General features: G+C 59.3%; 2 protein-coding genes. Both read right to left on the bottom strand.

Translation table 11 applies throughout. From position 1 onward, the window contains the following. Positions 1–542 precede the first annotated feature (542 nt). Positions 543–2,576, bottom strand: a complete 2,034-nt coding sequence (locus NKI16_RS33845; protein WP_352924786.1) for a class I tRNA ligase family protein — start codon at positions 2,574–2,576, stop codon at positions 543–545. A 303-nt stretch (positions 2,577–2,879) separates the two neighbouring features. After that, complete coding sequence (locus NKI16_RS33850) at positions 2,880–3,659, bottom strand: phytanoyl-CoA dioxygenase family protein (protein WP_352924788.1); 780 nt, start codon at positions 3,657–3,659, stop codon at positions 2,880–2,882. Positions 3,660–3,699: the final 40 nt, after the last annotated feature.

Genomic DNA, 3,699 nt, shown 5'->3' on the forward strand with positions numbered 1-3,699 from the left:
TTGGAAGCTTGTGCACCATCGCGATCGTGAACGCTGGTTGTGCGCAATATCCGGTTTCTGGGGCAGAATTTTGAACCTGCTACCTTCCGATTGTCAGTAGCTCAGTTGTTCTTCGGCCGACTGCCGCGCCAGTACAGGCTCGGCCAGAATCGAAGATACCATCAGGCAGGATTCGCATTCGAGATTTCCGGTGATCGGCGCACGATCCAGGGCGCGCCATGTTGACCAAGCGCCTCGAACCGCATGACAGTCTTGACCGGCTGGAGGACGGAAATCCCGCGATGCCGAAGAGGTTGGTCAGCGCAGTCGAGCCCACACGGCATTTGCGGCACGAAACAGCAAGGGCTGGGAAGCGATCGGCCGAGCGGTCCTCGAAGGCGCGGGCCAGGGTGTCGACGATGCGTTGGTTCAGGTCCGCCAATCTGGTCTCTACCGTCTGATAGCGGCTTCGGTCGCCAGTGACAGCGAGTAAAGATATTTGGCATCATCGGCTTTGATTGCCGCGCAGATCTGGTCGAGATTGGGATGGTGCACCTTTGGGCTCATAGTGCTTCCTCCTCATCGAGATGAGGATTGCCGGATTTGGCGTAGAACACCAACACGGGTCCGAGATCAAAGCGCGTCCCGGGCGCAAGGCGCTGGACGGACCGGGGCCATGTTTCGGTTGAGACGCCATCGATGCCTCGCGCCAGCGTTCTGGCGAATCGGGGCATCAGCGGAGCGAGTGTCGGCGCCAGGATCGCAGCGGCCGTCGTCTGAAGGGCTAGCGAAGTCCGATTGCGGGCGGGATAGAAACGTCGCGCCGCCGCATAGTCTTGCGCCCGACGGTAGATCACGCAATCGCGCACGAAATCACAGGCCTGCGCGGCCGCGCGCCGGACCGAGAAGCCTTCGTCCGAATAGGCGCACTCCATCGCCGCGCGATAGATCTCTATCCGAGCAAAGAAGGCGCGGTCGGCCGGAGCCCAGTCGCCTGCGTCGGACACACGGCCGCCAAAGTCCTGCCTGATTTCCTGGTTCAACGCATCAAGCCAGTTCAGCCAAACCCCTTGGAACACCTCGTTCTCGGTGCGGCGCAGCGCGTCCAGCGTGAAATCCGTCCGCTCACCTTCCGGGCGTGTCAGGCCCAAATGGAGGCGCACGACGTCGACTGTCTTTGGGCTCAGAACCTCCTTGCCCCAGATCGCATGGCGGCAGCTGGTTGAGAACTTTTTGCCGTCGAGCAGGTAGAACTCGTTGACGTGATAGTGGATGCGTGGCGTCCAGTGGGAGAAGACCTCGGCGTAAAGAGCGGGGTAGAGTAGCGCGTGGTAGAACGAATTGTCGAAGCCGAAGAAATGGACAATCTGCCAGTCGTTGCCGGGCATCTCCGCCTTCCAGTCGCGACCCAGCAAGCGGCCGAGCGCCTGGATGTTGTAAAGAAAACCGAAGGCCATTTCGGGCCAGACCCAGATCACTTGCCCCGGGAACCCTTCGGCCGGCAGGCCATAGTCCGAGGGGTGGGTAATGGGCACTGAAAAGTTGCCGCGTCGGCGTAGGCGCGCGAAGAGATCTAAGATCCGTAGCGGGACGCCCGACGCCCTTAGATGCCGGTCGATATTGTCGTAGCATCGGTCCAAGGCAAGTTCCGGGCGGCGGACGGAGCCGACCAGCGGCGCCTCGGCAGACTGCCGTGACCGGGCTGCACCCAAGTCGTGGCAAAGGTTTGGGGCGCCGCATTCCTCGCAGATGTTGCCACCGGCGGAGCCGCCGCAATCGGGGCAGAGGCCGCTAACATCCGGCTCGTAAAGATAGTGGCCTGTCACAGCATCGAAAAGCGCAGGGCTCTGGCGCAGATCTACCGCCGTGCTGCTCAGAAGACTGCGGAAACACGCGGCTTGAAACTCGCCGTAACCGTCATCGCCCATTGTGGCTTGGAAGCTGTGGACGTCACAATCGAGAAGTGCAAGCGTGGCGCGAATCTCGTCGGCGTAGTAGCGCGCCACGTTTGCAGGCGTCGATTGATCGGCATCGGCGCGTGTCGTGACGTAGCTCTGGTTGTCATCGCTTCCAGTGAGATGATATGCTTCGACTCCTTTCATGCGCAGGAAACGAGTATAGACGTCGGCGCCGAAATAGGGGCCAGAAAGATGTCCCAGATGCAGATCGCCATTTGGCGTTGGCGGCGTGGAGAAGACGAAGATCGGCCCGCGTGGAGCCGTGGTCTTTGCAGCGGCATCAAGGGCGGCCTCGCCGTCTCGCCAGTAGACACCGACGAAATCTAGGTCTTCGTCCCCATCGTTGCGCAGCACATGCGCTTCAAAAGGGTGGAACAGAACGACATCGCCCGCCTCGACCGAGATTTCCCCAAGGTCGGTCCTGACCTTGCCCGATCCTGACAGGATCACGAAGGCCTCGATTTCGTCGTGCCGATGAGGCTCGGATGTAACACCCGGTCCCACCCTACCGAACGAAAACCCCGTGCCGGCGCTTCCCGTTCCAAGCGTGGCCATGTTGATACCGAACGCCCGGGACAGCGTCGTTCGAGAAAGCGTAGATTTCCGCATGACAAACCTAAGCAGTTGAAACAGTGGCATCTCCCGATGCCAACGCAACAGCCTCTTGTGCAAGTTGCGCAGAGAAGCGGCAGCCCAACCCGTTGGCGGCCCCGGCCAGGATAATGCAGCTCTGGGCCGCCAGGCGGGCGACGAGGGCGGCGCCAGTCGGTCTGTAGGCGTCATAGAAGACCCCCTGCGACCACCTCCACAATCACGTGCCGAAGCGTCTTAACGGGCTGCGGTCGATGCTCCGCGAGCCCGCAAATCAGAACGCCATACTCTCCGCGCATTTTTGAGCGGTCGATCAGTTTCGTGTGCATGCCTCCGCCTGGCTGCGTGAGCTCAATCGCGATAGAAAATGCCATTTGGGGGCTTGAGTTTGTCGAGATCGGCCACTTTGCCCTCGGGCGGGTTAAGGGCGCGCTTAAGCACGTTATATTCAGCGCGGGTCGGTCCACCGGTTGAAGCACGCTGGAACACCAAATAGAGTGTCCGCCGCGAACGATTGCTTTTGTTCGGTCGTGAGTAGTGCGGTGCGTAATCGTCGAAGATGAAGATGTCGCCAGCCTTCCATACTACGGGTTCCCAGGAGAACATTTCGGCGACTTGAGGATCGATCACCCCACCGGCATCCATGGGAAACACCCCCTTCTTGTGGTTGCCGGGGCTGAAGAAAAGCCCGCCGTTTTCCGGGTCGGAGTCGTCGATGCCTATGGCAACCACCGCATGGACCATCCGGTCGGGGAGTTTGTGTGGAATGTGATAAATGTCCTGATGCGGGAGATAGCCGCCGCTGTCGGGGTAGTGGAAAATCAGCAACTCCTTGAGCCTGCGCGAATCTTCGCCAAGCAAATCCTCAACCGCTGACGTTATGCGCTGATCTTCTAAGAGCAAACGACGCAATGGATCATGGAAGTCGAGAAAATTCTCGATCTTGGAGATGATCTTTCGATTGTCCGTCGTCTTCTCGAACCACATGAGCCATTTATCATCGCTTACATCCCAGCGTGACATATCTTCGACAAAAGTAGAGATATCTTCCCGAGCCGCTGGAGCGAAGAACCTTTCGAGCCTGACGTATCCGTCTTTCTGCCACTTTTCTCTTTGTGCATCAGTCAACATGCGAAAAGCCTCCTGTTGGAAAGACTGGTTGGTCGGACAT

The organism is Mesorhizobium sp. M0698, from assembly GCF_040320455.1.
In the GTDB taxonomy this organism is placed as follows: Bacteria; Pseudomonadota; Alphaproteobacteria; order Rhizobiales; family Rhizobiaceae; genus Mesorhizobium.

Coding starts and splice junctions, on each gene's coding strand:
- NKI16_RS33845 (WP_352924786.1), bottom strand. CDS start 2,576: ATGCCACTGTTTCAACTGCTTAGGTTTGTCATGCGGAAATCTACGCTT.
- NKI16_RS33850 (WP_352924788.1), bottom strand. CDS start 3,659: ATGTTGACTGATGCACAAAGAGAAAAGTGGCAGAAAGACGGATACGTC.